Raw genomic sequence first — 18,237 nt, forward strand, 5'->3', positions numbered from 1 at the left:
GGGGGTTCGCGGAGGCTCACGAGGGGCCTACGCCTTCTTGGCGGCCGCGTCGACGGCGTCCACGAACTCCTGCGGCGTGCCGTCGCCCGAGAGCAGGTCGACCACGGCGACGTTCATCGCGTTGCCGACGTTGAGGCCGTAGACGGTGTCGAGCCACTGCGAGACGAACGGGGCGTCGTTGTAGGCGGCCAGCACCTCCTGCAGGTACGGCTCGGTGACGGCCTGCTGGGCCACCGTGTTCACCGGAGGCGCGTTGAAGGCCTTGTAGTACGCCTCCTGCACGTCGGGGGTGGCCAGGTAGTTCAGGAAGTCGACACACGAGTCGGGCGCGCCGGCCGAGCACGAGTACCCGTCGACGCCGCCCATGATCGCGCCGGGCTCGCCGTCGCCGCCGTCGATCGCGGGGAACGGGAACCAGCCGAGGTCGGGCAGCGGCTTCGCGTCGGGGGTGAGCGAGGCGATGACGCCCGGGTCCCACGCGCCCATCAGCTCCATGCCGGCCTGCTTGTTGGCGATGAGGCCGGCCGAGCTGCCGGCGCCCTGCTGCGCGGCGGTGGTGAGGAAGCCCTCGTTGAAGGGCTCCGTGTCGCGGAAGTCGGCGAGGTCCTGCGCCGCGTCGACCCAGCACGGGCCGCTGAAGTCGCGGTCGGTCGCGGCCTGCTCCAGGGTGTCGCTGCTGCAGGCGCGCAGGGCGAAGAAGAAGTACCAGTGCGCGGCGGGCCAGGCGTCCTTGCCGCCGAGGGCGACGGGCTGGGTGCCCGAGTCCTTCAGCGCGGTGACGGCGTCGTCGAGCTCGTCGATCGTCGTCGGGGGCGTCGTGATGCCCGCCGCGTCGAAGACGTCCTGGCTGTACCAGAAGCCGCCGGGCAGCACCGCGATCGGCATCGAGTAGACCTTGCCGTCGATCGAGCCGGCCCCGAAGGTGCCCTCGCTGATGTCGGCGCGGGCGTCGTCAGAGATGCCGTCGGTGATGTCCTTGACCTGTCCGGCCTGGACCATCGCCTGGAGCTTGCCGCCGCCGCGCTGCAGGAACACGTCGGGGGCGTCGCCCGAGTTGAGGGCGGTCTGCAGCTTGCTGTCGAAGTCCTCGTTCTGCACGGTCTGGACGTCGATCGCGACGTCCGGGTTCGCCTTCGTGAAGTCGGCAGCTGCCTTGGTCCAGAAGTCCTGGCCGGGGCCCGTGGTGCTGTTCTGCCACAGGGTGAGGGTGCCGTCGTCGGCGCCGCCTCCACCGCCGCCTGCACTGCAGCCGGTCAGGAGCCCCGCTCCCATCAGCAGGGCTGCGGACCCTGCCAGGAGTCGTCGGGTCGTCATCGTCTTGCTCGCCATCGTTGCCACCTGTTCCTCGTCGTTGAGCGGCCGTGGTCGGCCCGTGACGCAGCGCTCCGATGTGCTGCGTCGGACAAGTGTCAGAAATGGCCGAGGGGGTGTCAAACGTTTTCGAAAACCATTTCGACGGCGCTAGGCTCGCGCTCGTGAACGCCCGTCCCACCATCCACGACGTCGCCGCGGCGGCGGGCGTCTCGCTCGCGACCGTCTCGAAGGCGGTGAACGGCCGCTACGGCGTCTCCCCCGAGACGACGGCGAAGGTGATGGCCGTCGTCGACGCGCTCGGCTACGAGTCGAGCCTCGTCGCCAGCAGCATGCGGGCCCGCCGCACCGGCGTGATCGGCGTGCTCGTGGCCGACTTCGAGCCGTTCAGCTCCGAGGTGCTCAAGGGCGTCGGCACCGCCGTGCGCCAGCTCGGCGCCGAGTACGACCTGCTGGCCTACAGCGGCGCGCACCAGGGCGGCGCCGACGGCTGGGAGCGGCGCTCGCTCAGCCGACTCAGCGGCACGCTCATCGACGGGGCGATCCTCGTCACCCCGTCGGTCCTGACGACGACCACGAGCGTGCCGGTCGTCGCGGTCGACCCGCACAAGGGACGCGCCGACCTGCCGAGCGTCGAGGCCGACAGCCGAGGAGGCGCGGTCCAGGCGGTCGAGCACCTCGTCTCCCTGGGGCACCGGCGCATCGGGTTCCTCGCCGGGCGGCCCGACCTGCGCTCCGCGTCGCTGCGCGAGGCCGGCTACGCGGACGCGCTCCGCTCGGCGGGCATCGTGCGCGACCCCGCGCTGACCCGCGACGGCGACTTCGAGATGGGCGCCGCCCGCCGGGCCGCCCGGGAGCTGCTCGACGTCAGGCCGGCCGTCCGCCCCACCGGCGTGTTCGCGGCCAACGACCTGTCCGCGATCGCCGTGCTGCGCACGGCCCACGAGCTCGGCCTGCGGGTGCCGGACGACCTCAGCCTCGTCGGGTTCGACGACATCCCCGAGGCGTCACGGGAGCAGCCGGCGCTGACGACGGTGCGCCAGCCGATGCACCGGCTCGGGACCGTCGCCACGACGATGCTGTTCACGCTGCTCGAGGGCGGGGTCATCGACCGGCCCGAGGTGCAGCTGCCGACGAAGCTCGTCGTCCGCGGCACGACCGGCCCGGTGCCGGCGCCGAACGGCCGCTAGCGGGCGGCAGGGGACGGCGAAAGCCCCCGCCGCAGAGCGACGGGGGCCTTCGGGTGCTGCGGGTCGGGTCAGCGCTTGGCGCCGCGACGACCGGTGATGAGGCCCCAGATGAGCAGGACGACGATGGCGCCGACGATGGCGATGAGCCAGCTCTGGATGGAGAAGAAGCCGTCGTAGCCGACGCCGAACACGGCGCCGCCGATCCAGCCGCCGATGAGGGCGCCGATCACGCCGAGCACGAGGGTGGCGAGCCATCCGCCGCCCTGACGGCCGGGGAGGATGAGCTTGGCGATGGCGCCGGCGATGAGGCCGAGGAGGATGAAGGCGAGGAAGCCCATGATGAGCCCTTTCTTAAGAAGGTGAGGGGCCGCTTCGGGGCAGGCGACCCGAGGTCGACCACCAGCTTGCTCCCAGCCGGGCGGTTTGTCCGGAATTGGTCAGCAACACCCCCTTGTGCACTGATCGCACGAAGAGTAGGTGAACGGGAGATGTCCTGCGCCGGTGCCCGGGCGAGTCCCCCTGGCAGGCCCGTGCGTCGCCCTTGACGCAGGAGCCCGTGCCGAGAGTCGGGGCTCTCGGCGTCCACCGGGAGTTCGGGCTCCCGGAGGTGCGCGGCCGCCAGCCGCACCGGGTGCCTAGGGAACACCCGGGCATGTCTTCGGAGCCGAGGCACCCCCCGATTGGGTGACTTTCCCACTGCCCCGAGGAGGCGCCCCCTGCGAGCGCGGACACCGCCCGCGGAGCATGCTGGAGGCCTACCGAGGGGGACCATGAAGTACATCGTCTATGGCGAGAACCGCGTGATGACGGGCGACGCGATCGCTGAGGCCGTCATCGCCTACGCCGCGGCCCTCGGTCAGAACGGCACGACCGACATCGTCGACGTACCCACGAGCGACGAGCACGGCTCGGCGGCGACCGCCGAGCTGCTGCTCGGCCCCGCCAGCCAGCTGATGATCGAGACCGCCCCCGACGACGAGCTCGAGCCCGAGGACGAGGCGCTCGTCGCGGAGCTCGTGCGCCGCGCCGCCGCCGTGGGCGGGGCGCGCTTCGTGGACGCCGCGTCGGGCAGCTCGGTCGACGAGGAGGAGCACGCCGCGCAGTCCGGCGACGACGCGCCCCTCCGCACCCGCCCGCCGGAGCCCCGCGACCCCGACGACCGCACCCAGCCGGCTCCCGCGTTCCGTCCGGCCCGCCCGGCGCGGCCCGCGGGCCACGCCGACGAGGCCCCGTCGACCTGACGGCCTGAGCCGGGGCCCGACGGACCGAGCCGCGGCTCTTCCTCGCCCTCGGCGCCCGCTCCTCGGTCGGCCGGGGCCGCTAGACCTTCTGCTGCCGCGGCACGACGACGCGCTCGAACACGACGACCCCCGCGGTGGCGATCGGGATCGCGACGAGCGCGCCGAGCACGCCGCCGAGCGCTCCCCCGCCGAACGCCGCGACGATCACCAGCGCCCCCGGCACGGCCACGGCCTTCGACATCACCCGCGGAGTGAGCACGTAGGCCTCGACCTGCGCGTAGACGAGCAGCACGACGCCGACGACGATCGCGGTCACCGGCGAGACGGTGAGCGTCGCCGCGATGATGATCGCGTACGCGACCACGGTGCCGACGACGGGGATGAGCGCCCCGAGGAACGCCAGGGCCGCGAAGAGCACGGGCACGGGACCGCCGGCGATGGTCAGCACCACGAAGACGAAGACGGCGTTGATCGCGGCGAGCGCCACCTGCCCCGCGACGTAGCGGCCGACGGACAGGAAGATCTCGTCCGAGATGTCCATCACGCGCTCGCGGTGGCTGCGCGGCACGGCCCGGCTCAGCGAGCGGAGCATCTGCGGCAGCGTGACGGCGAAGTAGATCGTGAGGATCGCGACGATGATCACCGCGGTGATGCCGCTGGTGATGCCCTGTCCGACTGCGAGCACGCCGCCCCCGAGGGCGAGCAGGCGGTCGGGGTCGAGCAGGTACGAGCTCAGGGCGGCGACCGCGTCGTCGACGTCGACCTCCAGGCCGAGGGTCTCGACGGCCTGCTGCACCCACGGCTGGCGCGAGATGTCCTGCAGGGCGGCGGGCGCCGTGCGGATCACGTGGCCGACCTGGTCGACGAGCGCGGGCACGACGGCGGCGAGGATGCCGACGACCGCGCCGAGCACGAGCACGATCGAGACGACGACGCCGACCCAGCGCGGGGCACCGGCCCGGGAGAGGCGCCGCACGACGGGCTCGAAGGCGAGGGCGAGGAAGAACGCGAGGCCGATGTAGACGAGGATCGTCGAGAGCGCCATCAGGGCGACGATGATGCCGACGCCGAGCCCGCCGCCGAGGGTCGCGATCAGGCCGAAGCGGAACGCGCCGGGACGACGCAGCGGGCTGGACGACTCGTCACGCGAGGCCGTCGAGCGCGCGGACGACGAGGCGTCGGACGTGCCGGACGCACCGGACGGCGCCGTCGAGCGGCGAACGGAGCGGGCACGGTGCGAGAGGGCCATCCGACCATCCTGGCGGTCACCGCCGCCGGAGGGCCGCCGGAGGGCCGCCGGAGGGCCGCCGCGGCTGGGCCGGGCCGCTCCGCGTCGCCGCTCAGATCGGCTTCTCGACCATCCCCCACGGCGAGTCGTGCCCGTCGGGCGACGCGAGCAGGTCGAGGAACGGCCCGGCCGGGAACGCCTCCGGCCCGAGGATGCCGACGCCCGACCAGACGCCCGTCGCCAGCAGCTCGAGGGCGATGACCGGACCGAGCGCCGTCTGCCAGACGACGGCCTGCGAGCCGTACTCGCGCATCGAGGTCTCATTGTCGGCCACGTGGTAGAGGTACGTCGACCGCGGCCTGCCGTCCTTTCCCGTGCCCCGCACCCAGACGCCCGCGCACGTCTTGCCCGACATCACGTCGCCCAGCGTCGCCGGATCGGGCAGCACGGCCGCGACCACGTCACGCGGCGAGACCTGCACCCCCTTCACGTCGACGGGGGCCGTCCTGTCGAGCCCGAGCTTGTTCAGCGTCCTCAGCACGTCGATGAACTCCTGGCCGAGGCCGTACTTGAAGGTGACGCGCTTCGCGCTCGTCCAGCGGGGCATCAGCAGCACCTCCTCGTGCTCGACGTTGACGCACTCGACCGGGCCGATGCCCTCGGGGAAGTCGAAGACCTCGGGCTCGCTGAACGGGGCGGTGGTGTACCAGCCGCGCCCCTCCTCCCAGACGACCGGGGGGTTCAGGCACTCCTCGATGGTCGTCCAGATCGAGAACGAGGGAGCGAAGTCGTAGCCCCGGACCACCAGGTCCGCGCCGTCGCGCACGCCCAGCTCGTCGATCTCGCTGAAGAGCTCGTCCTCGGCCCAGCGCGCGAACACGTCGGACATGCCGGGCTCGACGCCCATGCCGACCAGGGCGAGCCGTCCTGCGTCCCGCCACCGCGCCTCCTGCGCGAACTGCTCGTCGCCGAGCTTGACGCCGGTCAGCGCGTGCGGCTCGTCGGGGTGCGGCCTCGACAGGCTCATCGCCATGTCGAGGTAGACCGCGCCGCCCGCGAAGGCGCCCTCGAAGATCGGCATCACGAAGCGCGGGTCGACGGCGTTCAGCACGTGCGTGATCGCGTGCTCGCGGATCAGGGCCGTGACCGAGTCGGCGCTCGACGCGTCGACCGAGGCGCCGAGGAGGCGCGGGTCGGCCAGCGAGTCGACCAGCGCCTGCGGGCGGGCCGGGTCGTGGTCCGCGACGACGAGCAGCTCGAAGAAGGCGCGCCGCACGGCGATGCGGACGGCGGCCGAGCCCACGCCTCCCGCGCCGACGATCAGGATGCGGGCCGGCGCCGCGGCGACGTCGCCGGGTGCGGGGGTGGTGGGTGCCGTCGTCATGCCAGTCCTCCGTCGATGGAACGCGTGTAGATCTCGGGCTCGTCGGGCACGAGCACCTCCGTGTCGCGGTTCAGGCTCTCGCCGCGGAAGAACGGGCGGGACTCCGCGAAGGCCGACCAGACGACCATCAGCACGGCGCCGAGCAGCAGCGAGCCGATGCCGATCACGAAGGTGCCGCCGATGCCGAGCAGCACCGTGTAGCCGTAGTCGGGCGCGAGCATGTCGACCACCGACTGCACGAAGGCGTACGTGAGCATCAGCGCCCCGAGCAGCGGCAACAGGCCCTTGAAGAGGAACGCCTGCCACGACGACGTCAGCTCGCGCCGGAAGTACCAGACGCACGCGTAGCCGGTCAGCCCGTAGTAGAAGGCGATGGCGAGGCCCAGCGACAGGATCGAGTCCTGCAGCACGTTCGCGCTCACCAGTGTCATGACGACGTAGAACACGATCGCGACGACGCCCATCACGAAGGTCGAGAACGACGGGGTGCGGAACCGCGGGTGCACCCGGCCGAACCGGGCGGGCAGGGCGCCGTAGACGGCCATCGCGAGGGTTCCGCGGGCCGTCGGCAGGATGGTCGTCTGCGTCGACGAGACGGCCGAGACGAGCACCGAGATGACGAGCACGACCGAGAGCGGGCCGAGCACCGGGTCCTTGAGCGCGAAGAAGACGTCGTCGGCGTTCGCCTCGTTCGCGAGGCCGATGCCCGTGCTGCCGAGGCCCGCGAACGACATCGCCACGACAGTGACACCGACGTAGGTGACGAGCAGGATCGCCGTCGACAGCACGGCGGCGCGGCCGGGGGTGCGCTGCGGGTCCTTCGTCTCCTCGGTGAGGGCGAGGCAGGCGTCCCAGCCCCAGTAGATGAACAGGGCGAGCAGCACGGCCTCGACGAAGCCCGACCAGTCGGTGAACGCGGTCGGGTCGAACCAGCTCCACTCGACCGGGGTCACGTTCGGGGCATCGCCCGTCGCGATCTTGTAGAGCGCGACGACGACGAAGAGCGCGAGGGCCACGTACTGGACGCCCAGCAGCACGTTCTGGACGCGCTCGCCGAGCTCGAGGCCGCGGTAGCTGATCCAGGTCATCAGGGCGATGAACACGACGCCGGTCGCCGTGACCAGCGGCACGTTCTCGGCGAGCGAGCCGTCGCCGACCATCAGCCAGGTGTACTGCCCGGCGATCTGCGACAGGTTGGCCAGCACGACGATCCCGGCGATGGCGACGCCCCAGCCGCCCATCCAGCCGACGCGGGGGCCGAAGGCCTTCGTCACCCAGGTGAAGGTCGTGCCGCAGTCGGGCACGGCCCGGTTCAGCTCGCGGTAGGCGAAGGCGATGAACAGCATCGGGACGAACGCCACGATGAACGCGATCGGTGCCTGCGCCCCGACGGCGGCGACCACGAAGCCGAGCGTCGCGACGAGCGAGTAGACGGGCGCCGTGCTCGCGAGGCCGATGACGGTCGACCCCCAGAGGCCGAGGGTGCCGGCCGCGAGGCCCTTGCCTGCTGACGGGGTGCCGGGGGCCGGGGTGGCGGGCCCCGGTGCACCGGGGGCGGCCGGGCGCGAGGAGGAGGTCGGCACGCGGCCGGGAGAAGCGTCGGGACCGCTCATGGCCAGAACGTAGTCCCGGCGCCCGGGCGTGTCAACGAGCCTGTGTCGCTGCCGCCCGGCCCACCGCCCGTGCCCATGAACCGCGTTCCGAACCATGAACCGCGTTCTTTCGCGGTTCATGGTTCGGAACCCGGTTCATCGTGAGCGCCGAGGGCAGATCAGCGGGCTGTGCGGAGCCCGGCGACCAGCCACGCGACCGCCACGACGAGCAGGGTGACGATCGTGAGCACCTGCCCGCCGTAGGCGACGGCGGTGACCGAGGAGGCGCCGAGCGCGAACCCGACCGGGGTGGAGAAGACGACGGTGCGGGCGAGCGCCACCACCGTCCACGGCACGAGGGCCCAGCCGGCCAGGCCCCGGACGCCGTCGCCGGAACGCGCTGCCAGCACGGCGCCCACGAGGGCCGCGACGACGGACACGACCGTGAGGAGGAGGACCACGAGCGGCCCCGGGCCCGTGGCGAGGACGGCCGGGACGAGGGCGAGGACGGCGACGAGCAGCTGCGTGACCGCGGCGATGCGCAGCGCGACGCGTCCGGCGGGCGAGGTCGCGCAGATGCCCCCTCGGCCGCTGACCAGCCAGAGCCCCGCCGACGTGGCGAGGGTCGCGATCAGGGCGAAGACGGGCAGGACCGCGTAGAGCGAGATCGTCGAGAGAGCGGCCAGGCCGATCAGGAAGCGCGCGGCCGTCACCAGGGCAGCCAGCCCGACGAGCACGCCCGCGACGACGAGTGCCCTGCGGTCGAGGCCCGCGGGCGATGAGGCTGCGGCCGGAGGGTGGACGTGGGCCGAGGGAGGAGTCACGGGATCGCTCATGCCCCGACGCTACCGACAGACCGTCCCGTGCGGCACGCTGCTCGTCGCCGCAGAGCGAGAGTGATCCGCGTCGGGAGCCCCACGGGACCAGGTTCCCGGGCACTCCCGGACCAGATCACGGGACACAGCCCCCGCGGCACGGGCGCAGACGAGGAGGTGCCCGTCCGGCACGGCCGGACGGGCACCTCCTTCGTGCTGCTGAGCGGGCTCAGCTGCGGCGCGACCTCCTCCGCAGGGTGAGGAACCCGCCCGCGACCATCAGCAGCAACGCGGCCAGCAGGACCGGCGCGGTGTCGCTGCCCGTGAAGGCCAGCGGGCCGCTGCCCGCAGTGCCGCTGTAGTGCCCGCCCGAGCTGCCGGCGCCGCCGACGCCGCCAGCTCCGCCGACCCCGCCCGCACCGGGCGCACCAGGCGTGCCGGGCGTGCCGGGCGTGCCGGGCGTGCCGGGCGTGCCCGGCGTCTCGCCGCCGGGCTCGCCGGGTGCCGGCAGGTCGACCGCGAACTCGACGGGCTCCGACGCTGCCGACTCGACCCCGTCAGGGCCGGTCTGCGTGGCCGTCAGCGTGTACTCGCCCTCGGGCAGCCCGCCGAGCGGCGAGCAGGCCCAGGTGCCGTCGGCCGCGACGACCGTGGTGCAGAGCACCCGGTCGAGGATGCGCACCCGCAGCTGGTAGCCCGGCGTCCCCGTGCCCGTGATGACCGGGTTCGGCGTCGTGACGACCTGGCCCTGCACCGGCGAGGTGATGACCGGCACTGCGTCGGGGTCGGCGTACACGAAGGGCAGCGGAGCGCTGGTGCCCGCGCCGTTCGTCACGGTGACGGTCGTGCTGCCCGCCGTGCCGGCCGGGGTCGTGAACGTCAGCGTCGTGCCGTCGGGCGAGATGCTGTCCGGCGTGATCGGCGCGGAGCCGCCGACCGAGACGGTCGAGCCCGGCGTGAACCGGGTGCCCGTCACGGTGACGACGGTGCCGCCGGTGATCGGTCCCACGGGAGGCGTCAGCGACGTCAGCTCGGGAGCCAGCGCGGCAGCCGCCTGGTACGAGAACGTCAGCGGGGCACTCGTGCCCGTGTCGTTCGTCACCGTCACGGTCACCAGACCGGCGACGTGCGCCGGGGTCGTGAACGTGAGCGACGTGCCGTCGTCACTGATCGTGACGGGCGTGATCGCCGCGCCGCCGTCGACCGAGACGGTCGAGCCGGCTGTGAAGCCGGTGCCCGTGATCGTCACCGTGGTGCCGCCGCCGACCGGGCCGGAGCTCGGCGTCAGCGAGGCCAGCACCGGCGCCCCGTCGGGAGCCGCGACGTAGGTGAAGGCCAGCGGGGCGCTGGTGCCGCCCGCCGTGGTCACCGTGACCGGCACCTCGCCGGCGACGTGCGCCGTCGTGGTGACGGTCAGCGACGTGCCGTCCGGCGAGACGAACGAGGGCGTCAGGGGCGCGCCTCCGTCGATCGAGACCGTCGTCGCCCCGACCACGAAGCCCGAGCCGGTGATCGTCACCACGGTGCCTCCGCCGACCGAGCCCGACTCCGGGGAGAGGCTCAGCAGCAGGGGCGCGGTGGACGCCGGTGCCAGGTAGGTGAAGGGCAGCGGCGCGGAGGTCCCCGCGTCGTCGGTCACCGTCACCTGCACGGTGCCCGCGACGTGCGCCGGGGTCGTGAAGGTCAGCGTCGTGCCGTCGGGGCTGACGACGGTCGGCGTGATCGGCGCGGAGCCGTCCACGGAGACCGTCGACCCGGCGGTGAAGCCGGTGCCGGTGATCGTCACCGGGGTGCCGCCTCCGGCCGGGCCGCTCGTCGGTGCCAGCGTCGTCAGGACGGGAGCACCGGCCGGAGGCGCCTGGTAGGTGAACGGCAGGGTGCCGCTCGTGCCTGCCGGGTTCGTCACCGAGACGTCCGCCGTGCCCGGGGCGCCGGCCGGCGTCTCGAAGACCAGCGTGGTGCCGTCGGTCGAGACCGAGACGGGCACGATGCCCGTCGTGGTGCCGACCGTGACCGTCGAGTCGCCCGTGAAGCCGGTGCCCACGATCGTGACCTGGGTGCCGCCTCCTGCAGGGCCCTCGTCGGGCGTCAGGCTCGTCAGCACGGGAGCGACGACGGGAGCCGCCTGGTACGTGAACGTGAGGGGCTCGCTGGTGCCCGTCCCGTTCGTCACCGTCACGGGCACGCCGCCGACGGTGGCCGCGGGGGTCGTGAACGTCAGCTGCGTGCCGTCGGGCGAGAGGGTGCCGACGATGCCCGTCGTGTCGCCGATCGTGATGATCGACCCGGCGGTGAAGCCGGTGCCCGTGAGCGTCACCGAGGTGCCGCCCGCGACGGGGCCCGCGTCGGGCGCGATGGCCGTCAGCACGGGCGAGCCCGCAGGAGGCGCCACGTACGTGAACGTGAGCGGAGCGCTGGTGCCCACCTCGTTCGTGACCGTGACCGGGACGTCGCCCGCGATGCCCGGGGGCGTCGTGAACGTCAGCGTCGTGCCGCCGCCGCCGATGGCGTCGGGGACGATGCCGTCGGTGCCGCCCACCGTGACCGTCGAGCCGGGCAGGAAGCCGGAGCCCGTGATCGTGACGGAGGTGCCGCCGCCGGCCGGGCCGGTCTCGGGCGTCAGCGACGCCAGGACCGGAGCGCCCGCGGGAGCGGCCTCGTAGGTGAACGTCAGCGGCGCGGAGGTGCCGCCGTCGGTCGTCACCGTGACCGGCACGTCGCCCGCGGTGCCGGGCGGAGTCGTGAAGGTCAGCTCGGTGCCGTCGTCGGAGACGTCGTCCGGCACGATGCCGGCCGTGCCGCCGACCGTGACGGTGGCGCCGGGCGTGAAGCCGGTGCCGGTGATCGTCACCGGGGTGCCGCCGCCGACCGGGCCCGAGTCGGGCGTCAGCGTCGTCAGCACGGGCGCGGTGGCGGGCGCCGCGACGTAGGTGAAGCCGAGCGGCGCGCTGGTGCCCGCGTCGTTCGTCACCGTGACGCTCACGGGGCCGACCGCGTTCGGCGGCGTCGTGAAGGTCAGCTCGGTGCCGTCCGTCGAGATCGAGTCGGGCTCGAGGCCCGCCGTGTCGCCGATCGAGACCGTGGACCCGTCCGTGAAGCCGGTGCCGGTGATCGTCACCGTGGTGCCGCCGCCGACCGGTCCCGAGGTCGGGTCGATCGTGGTGAGCACGGGGGCGTCCGCCGGAGCGGGCAGGTAGGTGAAGGCCAGCGGGGCACTCGTGCCCGCGTCGTTCGACACCGTGATGCTCACGGGGCCCGCAGCGTTCGGCGGGGTGGTGAACGTCAGCGACGTCCCCGTCGGGTCGATCGAGTCGGGCACGATGCCGACCGTGTCGCCGATCGAGACCGTCGAGCCGGGCGTGAAGCCCGAGCCGGCGACGATGACGGTCGTGCCGCCTCCGACCGGGCCCTCAGCAGGGGTGGCCGAGGTCAGCACGGGTGCGCCGACCGGAGCAGGCACGTAGGTGAAGCCGAGCGGTGCGCTCGTGCCGGCCAGGTTCGACACCGTGACGCTCACGGGGCCGACGGCGTTCGGCGGGGTGGTGAACGTCAGCGACGTCCCCGCCGGGTCGATCGAGTCGGGCACGATGCCGACCGTGTCGCCGATCGAGACCGTCGAGCCGGGCAGGAAGCCCGAGCCGGTGATCGTCACCGGGGTGCCGCCTCCGGCCGGTCCCTCGTCGGGGACGATCGTCGCGAGCACCGGGGCACCTGCAGGAGGCGCGGTGTAGGTGAACGGCAGCGGAGCACTGGTGCCCGCGCCGTTCGTCACCGTCACCGACACGGGGCCGACGGCGTTCGGCGGCGTCGTGAACGTCAGCGACGTGCCCGCGGGGTCGATCGAGTCGGGCACGACACCTGCGGTGTCGCCGATGGTGACGGTCGACCCGGCGGTGAAGCCGGTGCCGGTCACGGTGACGGTGGTGCCGCCTCCGGCCGGTCCCTCAGCAGGGTCGATCTCCGTCAGCACGGGGGCGTCGGCCGGAGCGGGCACGTAGGTGAAGGTCAGCGGGGCACTCGTGCCCGCGCCGTTCGTCACCGTCACCGACACGGGGCCGACGGCGTTCGCCGGGGTGGTGAACGTCAACGACGTCCCCGCCGGGTCGATCGAGTCGGGCACGACGCCCGCGGTGTCGCCGATCGAGACCGTCGAGCCGGGCGTGAAGCCCGAGCCGGTGATCGTCACCGGGGTGCCGCCGCCGACCGGTCCCTCCTCGGGGACGATCGTCGTCAGCACGGGTGCGCCGGCCGGGGCAGGCACGTAGGTGAAGCCGAGCGGTGCGCTCGTGCCGGCCAGGTTCGACACCGTGACGCTCACGTCGCCGGCGGCGTTCGGCGGCGTCGTGAAGGTCAGGCTCGTCCCCGCGGGGTCGATCGAGTCGGGCACGACGCCCGCCGTGTCGCCGATGGTCACCGTCGAGCCGGGCAGGAAGCCCGAGCCGGTGATGGTCACCGGGGTGCCGCCGCCGACCGGTCCCGAGGCGGGATCGATCGTCGCGAGCACCGGGGCGCCCGCAGGAGGCGCGGTGTAGGTGAACGGCAGCGGTGCGGACGTGCCCCCGGCGGTGGTGACCGTGACGGTCACGTCGCCGGCGGCGTTCGGCGGTGTGGTGAACGTCAGCGACGTCCCCGCCGGGTCGACCGAGTCGGGCACGAGGCCCGTCGTGCCACCGATGGTGACCGTCGAGTCGGCGGTGAAGCCGGTGCCGGTCACGACGACGGCGGTGCCGCCTCCGGCCGGGCCCTCAGCAGGGTCGATGGTCGCGAGCACGGGCGCCGTCGGCGGGGCCGGCTGGTAGGTGAAGTCGAGCGGGGCGGACGTGCCGCCCGTGCTCGTCACCGTGACGGCCACCGTGCCGGCGACGTGCGCCGGGGCGGTGTACGTCAGCGACGTGCCTGCGGGGTCGATCGTGTCGGGCGTGATCGGGTCCGAGCCGTCGACCGAGACCGTCGAGCCCGCGGCGAAGCCGGTGCCGGTGATCGTGACGACCGTGCCTCCTCCGGCAGGGCCCACGGCGGGGTCGATGGTCTCGAGCACGGGCGCGGCGGCCGGGGCGGGCTCGTAGGTGAACTCGAGCGGGGCGGACGTGCCGCCGGCGTTCGTCACCGTGACCTGCACGGTGCCGGGGACGTGGGCCGGGGCCGTGTACGTCAGCGAGGTGCCGTCGGGGTCGATCGTGTCAGGCGTGATCGGGTCCGAGCCGTCGACCGAGACGGTGGACCCGGCGGTGAAGCCGGTGCCGGTGATCGTGACGGGGGTGCCGCCTCCTGCCGGGCCGACCTCGGGGTCGATGTCGGTCAGCACCGGCGCGGCCGCCGGGGCGGGCGTGTAGGTGAAGTCCAGGGGCGAGGACGTGCCGCCGGCGTTCGTCACCGTGACCGTGACCGTGCCCTCGACGTGCGCGGGCGTCGTGAACGTCAGCGAGGTGCCGTCGGGGTCGATCGTGTCGGGCGTGATCGGGCCGGAGCCGTCGACCGAGACCGTCGAGCCGGCGGCGAAGCCGGTGCCGGTGATCGTGACGGGGGTGCCGCCTCCCACTGGGCCCTCGTCGGGGTCGAGGGCCTCGAGGACGGGGGCGGCGGCCGGGGGCGCGACGTACGTGAACGTCTGGGGCGCCGAGGTGCCCGTGCCGTTCGTGACCGTCACCGGCACGGGGCCGGCGACGTGGGCGGGCGTCGTGAAGGTCAGCGTCGTGCCGTCGACGATCGTGTCGGGCGTGATGGGGTCGGACCCGTCGACCGAGACCGTCGAGCCGGCGGTGAAGCCGGTGCCGGTGATCGTGACGACCGTGCCACCTCCTGCCGGGCCCTCGACCGGCGTGATGTCGGTCAGGACGGGCGCGCCGACCGGCGCGGGCTGATAGGTGAAGGTCTGCGGGGCGCTGGTGCCGCCGCGCGTGGTGACCGTGACGGGCACGCCGCCGAGGGCGTGCGCGGGTGTCGTGAACGTCAACGAGGTGCCGTCCGCCGCGACGGTGTCGGGCGTGATCGGCGCGGAGCCGTCGACCGAGACCGTGGAGCCGGCGATGAAGCCGGAACCGGCCACCGTCACCGAGGTGCCGCCTCCGACGGGGCCCTGCGCGGGCGTGAGGCCCGTGACCGCGGGGACCGCGAGGTAGGTGAAGGTCTGCGGGCCCGAGGTGCCGACCGCGGTGGTGACGGTGACGGGCACCGGTCCTGCCGCGTGGGCCGGCGTGCTGAAGGTCAGCGAGGTGCCGTCGTCCGAGACCGCCGTGGGCGTGATCGGCGCGCCGCCGTCGACGCTCACGCGCGAGTCGGCCGTGAAGGTCGTGCCGGTCAGGGTGACGGAGGTGCCGCCGGCCACGGGGCCCTCGACGGGCGTGATGCCGGTGAGCGTCGGCGCCGCGAGCGGGCCGGCGTTCGGGCCGACCGAGGCGGAGGCGAGCTCGACGGCGGTGCCGGCCTGGAGGCCGCCCAGCAGGCCCACGCGGAGCGCGCCCTGCGTGAAGACCCCGCCGCTGCGGGCCTGCGTGTTGGCCCGCAGCGAGACGACTCCGGTGAGCGCGGTCGCGAGGGGCGTGACCACGGTCGAGCCGAGGGTGCTGATCACCGCGTTGACCGGGGCGACGACCTGGGCGATGACCGGGTTGAGCACGGGGGCGAGGACGGCGAGCGCGACGGGGACCCCGAGGACGCTCACCGAGATCCCGCTGATGCCGTTCGTGAGCTGGGTCACGACGTTCTGCAGCGTGACCGTGATCGCGGGCAGCAGCTGGTTCGTCAGCGCCTGCGTGATGAGCGGCAGCAGCTCGGTGTTCGGGTCGAGGGAGTTGAGGTCGAGCCCCTCGGCCTGGAGCGCGAGCGGCACGTCGATCGTGATCGCGCCGGTGCGGAGATCGGCGGTGATGCCGCCGTTCGGGGTGGTCACCGTCGTGAGCGAGTCGGTGATCGCCGTGAGGTTCGGCAGTCCGGTGACGACCGCGAGCGAACCGACGGCCGGGATCGCCTTGATCAGCGCCGGCAGCCCGTTCACCACGGGCTGGAGGCCGGCGACGGTCGTGCGGAGCCCGTTGACCGTCGTGCCGAGCACGGGGCTCGTGAGGCTGAGGTCGAGGTCGGCGATGCCGTAGTCGCCGGTCTGGGCGCCGTTCGCCCCGGCCGCCTGCGCCGCCGTGGCCGAGAGCGCGCCCGTCGTGAGCTGGAGGTTCGTCAGGGCGTTGCCCTGCCCGCCGGTCAGCGAGCCGAGGTTCAGGGTGGCGTTGGCCTGGGGCACGCCGCCCTGTCCGCCGACGCCGATGGCGCCGGCGTTCGTGACGGCACCGGTCGCGGCGAGCGAGCTGCCGTCCGGGTTCGCCTGCGCGTACTGGTTGATCGCGCCCACCGTGAGGAGGCCGTTCGGCCCGAGGAGCTGCAGGCCGTTGCCGAGATCGGCACGCGCGGCGTTCAGCACGGTCACGTCGAGCGGCGTGGCCTGGGTGACCGTCCCGCCTCCGGCGTTGACCGCCGCGGCCGGCCGCAGGGCGAGGACCGCGTCCAGGTCGAGGCCGAGGGCCGTGCCGCCGAGGAACCGCCCCTCCGCGATCGAGGCCGTCGGGGCGGCCGTGGCCGGCGCCGCGGCGAGCACGCTGCCGCCGATGCCGAGCAGGGCGGCCGTGAGCACGGCCACGCCCTGCTTCGCCCTGGAGTGGTGACGGTGCGCGGTCGGTCGCCCTTTTTCGGCGCGCGCGAGTGCTTCAGTCCTCATGGACTCGCTCCTGATCCTCATGGCAGCGGTGGTTGGCGCCCGCGCCGTCGGTTGGTGAGACCGAGGCAGCAGACTCGCTACCTGGCCGACGATAGGGCACGTCGGCGAGGATCGCTCGACCTATTTCGCCGCATGTCCCCCGATCCGGCCGGTCGACCCCCGGAATGGGGGTCCGCGTCGGAGGCAGGGGCGGGCTCACCGGCCGGCGGCCTTAGCGTGGTCCCGTGGACCACCTGAGCGACCTCCGGCACGCGACCGTCACCGTCGTGGGGGCCGGGCAGGCGGGGCTGTCCGCGGCGCACCACCTTCGGCTGCGGGGGTTCGTGCCCGCTGGGGGCGGGGCCGTCGCGAGCTCGGGCGATGTCGATGCTCCGCCGACGTTCGTCGTCGTCGACGCCGGCGAGGCCCCCGGAGGCGCGTGGCAGCACCGCTGGGAGTCGTTGCGGATGGCCACCGTCAACGGCATCTTCGACCTGCCGGGCATGGCGCTGCCGCCCGTCGACGAGTCCGAGCCGAGCCGGGTCGCCGTGCCGCGGTACTTCGCCGCCTACGAGGAGGCGGAGCAGCTGCGGGCGCACCGCCCCGTGCACGTGACGAGGGTCGAACCCGTCGACGACGACCCCGTGGGCCTGCTCCGGGTCGAGAGCGACGCCGGGACGTGGACGACGTCAGGGCTGGTGAACGCGACCGGCACCTGGGACGAGCCGGTGCTGCCGGACGTGCCCGGCGCCTCCTCGTTCACGGGTCGCCAGCTGCACACGCGCGACTACGTGTCCGCGGCGGAGTTCGCGGGGAGGCGCGTCGCCGTCGTCGGCGGCGGCATCTCGGCGGTGCAGCTGCTCGACGAGATCAGCCGGGTCGCGACGACGCTCTGGTACACGCGGCGGGAGCCCGTGTTCCTCGACCACGACTTCACCTCGGGGTCGGACGGCGTCGACGTCGAGCGACGCGTCGCCGAGGACGCCGCGGTCGGCCGCCTGCCGGGCAGCATCGTGTCGTACACCGGGCTGATCTGGACCGGGTACGCCCGCGAGGCCGCGCGGCGCGGCGTGCTCGAGAGGCGTCCGATGTTCACCGCGATGGGGCCGCGGCACGTGGTCGAGGCCGACGGCTCGACGACGAGCGTCGACGCCGTGCTGTGGGCGACGGGGTTCCGGCCGAGCGTCGGGCACCTCGACGGTCTCGACCTGCGCGGCCCGCTCGGGGGCGTCCCGCTCGTCGGCACCCGGGCCGCCCGCGACCGGCGGGTGCACCTGATCGGCTTCGGGCCGTCGCAGTCGACCGTCGGCGCGAACCGCGCCGGCCGTGCCGCGGTGCGCGAGCTCGCGCGCGACCTGCTCGGCCCCGCCGGCTGACGCGGCGCCGCGCCGCGCCACGCCGCGCGCCGCGATCCTCCTCGAGAGCGACGAACCTCCGTGGAACTTCGCGTCGCTTCGTCGCTCTCGCGGAGGGACGCCGCGTGAGGGATGCGCGGGCGGGACTGCCCCCTCCTCGGGTCCGTCGCGCGGGGGACGCCCCTGCCGGGGCGCCTGCCTAGCCTGGAGGGATGGACGAGGAGCGGCCCGAGACCGAGGCAGGCGCGAAGGCGGCCGCCGACGAGAAGAGGCGCAGCGACAGCGTCGGGATCGGGGTGGTGTTCGGCCTGCTCGGCCTCACGCTGTTCCTCGCGATCGACACGCCCTGGGCGGGGCTGCCGATGCTGGTCGTCGGCATCGTGCTCGTCGCCCAGGGGATGAAGGGCGGCAGACGCCGCGGCACTGACGACTGACAG

At 73.7% G+C, this 18,237-nt stretch carries 11 protein-coding genes; 4 read left to right on the top strand and 7 right to left on the bottom strand.

What is annotated here, in order from left to right; genetic code table 11:
- Positions 1–27 precede the first annotated feature (27 nt).
- Positions 28–1,314 (bottom strand): ABC transporter substrate-binding protein, encoded by a 1,287-nt coding sequence (locus ITJ48_RS07625; RefSeq protein ID WP_194613404.1) that lies wholly within the window; start codon positions 1,312–1,314, stop codon positions 28–30.
- 161 nt (positions 1,315–1,475) lie between these two features.
- On the opposite strand from ITJ48_RS07625, the gene ITJ48_RS07630 reads away from it, so the two are divergent.
- Positions 1,476–2,501 carry a LacI family DNA-binding transcriptional regulator gene (locus ITJ48_RS07630; protein WP_194613030.1) on the top strand — a complete coding sequence of 342 codons (1,026 nt, stop codon included), beginning with the start codon at positions 1,476–1,478 and terminating at the stop codon, positions 2,499–2,501.
- Between the two features lie 68 nt (positions 2,502–2,569).
- On the opposite strand, the gene ITJ48_RS07635 is transcribed toward ITJ48_RS07630, so the two are convergent.
- Positions 2,570–2,839, bottom strand: a complete 270-nt coding sequence (locus ITJ48_RS07635) for a GlsB/YeaQ/YmgE family stress response membrane protein (protein ID WP_123546987.1) — start codon at positions 2,837–2,839, stop codon at positions 2,570–2,572.
- Positions 2,840–3,271: 432 nt separating this feature from the next.
- Here ITJ48_RS07635 and ITJ48_RS07640 point away from each other — a divergent pair, with 432 nt between their 5' ends.
- Positions 3,272–3,742 carry a hypothetical protein gene (locus ITJ48_RS07640; protein WP_194613031.1) on the top strand — a complete coding sequence of 157 codons (471 nt, stop codon included), beginning with the start codon at positions 3,272–3,274 and terminating at the stop codon, positions 3,740–3,742.
- Positions 3,743–3,821: 79 nt separating this feature from the next.
- On the opposite strand, the gene ITJ48_RS07645 is transcribed toward ITJ48_RS07640, so the two are convergent.
- From ITJ48_RS07645 to ITJ48_RS07665, 5 genes are all read right to left on the bottom strand, one after another.
- Entirely contained in the window at positions 3,822–4,991 is a 1,170-nt protein-coding gene (locus ITJ48_RS07645) for an AI-2E family transporter (RefSeq protein ID WP_194613032.1), read from the bottom strand.
- Positions 4,992–5,082: 91 nt separating this feature from the next.
- Entirely contained in the window at positions 5,083–6,354 is a 1,272-nt protein-coding gene (locus ITJ48_RS07650) for a saccharopine dehydrogenase family protein (RefSeq protein ID WP_194613033.1), read from the bottom strand.
- On the bottom strand, positions 6,351–7,967 hold the full coding sequence (locus ITJ48_RS07655) for an APC family permease (protein ID WP_194613034.1): 1,617 nt from the start codon (positions 7,965–7,967) through the stop codon (positions 6,351–6,353). The genes ITJ48_RS07650 and ITJ48_RS07655 overlap by 4 nt, the downstream gene beginning before the upstream one ends.
- Before the next feature lie 158 nt (positions 7,968–8,125).
- A complete protein-coding gene (locus tag ITJ48_RS07660) occupies positions 8,126–8,782 on the bottom strand; it encodes a hypothetical protein (RefSeq protein WP_194613035.1) in 657 nt (218 codons plus the stop codon).
- A gap of 208 nt (positions 8,783–8,990) precedes the next feature.
- On the bottom strand, positions 8,991–16,466 hold the full coding sequence (locus ITJ48_RS07665; protein ID WP_194613036.1) for an IPT/TIG domain-containing protein: 7,476 nt from the start codon (positions 16,464–16,466) through the stop codon (positions 8,991–8,993).
- 224 nt (positions 16,467–16,690) lie between these two features.
- Between ITJ48_RS07665 and ITJ48_RS07670 the strand changes: the two genes are divergently transcribed.
- Positions 16,691–17,821 carry an NAD(P)-binding domain-containing protein gene (locus ITJ48_RS07670; protein WP_370544828.1) on the top strand — a complete coding sequence of 377 codons (1,131 nt, stop codon included), beginning with the start codon at positions 16,691–16,693 and terminating at the stop codon, positions 17,819–17,821.
- A 191-nt stretch (positions 17,822–18,012) separates the two neighbouring features.
- Positions 18,013–18,234, top strand: a complete 222-nt coding sequence (locus tag ITJ48_RS07675; protein ID WP_194613037.1) for a hypothetical protein — start codon at positions 18,013–18,015, stop codon at positions 18,232–18,234.
- The last annotated feature ends 3 nt before the right edge of the window (positions 18,235–18,237 follow it).

Origin of the sequence: Frigoribacterium sp. VKM Ac-2530, assembly GCF_015350835.1 — a bacterium.
Taxonomy (GTDB): Bacteria; Actinomycetota; Actinomycetes; order Actinomycetales; family Microbacteriaceae; genus Frigoribacterium.